The 261-nt window shown below is 71.6% G+C and carries 1 protein-coding gene; it reads left to right on the forward strand.

Annotation, left to right across the window (positions count from 1 at the left end):
• On the forward strand, window positions 1–261 hold a 261-nt coding region (locus SB771_RS35290; protein ID WP_410722078.1), incomplete at both ends, for a CoA transferase.

Here is a 261-nt window from a genome sequence, read left to right on the forward strand (position 1 = left end):
GGCCTGGACGCCGCCAGCCTGCGCGCGCGCAACCCGCGCCTGGTCTATTGCTCGGCGGTCGGCTTCGGCCAGGACGGCCCCTACGCCGCCCGGCCGGCCTTCGACGACATCATCCAGGCCATGAGCGGCCTGGCCGACCTGCAGGGCCGCAACAGCGGCGCGCCGGCCTACATCAACACCATCATGGCCGACAAGGTGGCCGGGCTGACGCTGGCATACGCCATCCCGATGGCGCTGTACGAGCGCGAGAAATCCGGCCAG

The organism is Burkholderia sp. SIMBA_051 (genome assembly GCF_046534915.1).
GTDB classification, from domain to species: Bacteria; Pseudomonadota; Gammaproteobacteria; order Burkholderiales; family Burkholderiaceae; genus Burkholderia; species Burkholderia ambifaria.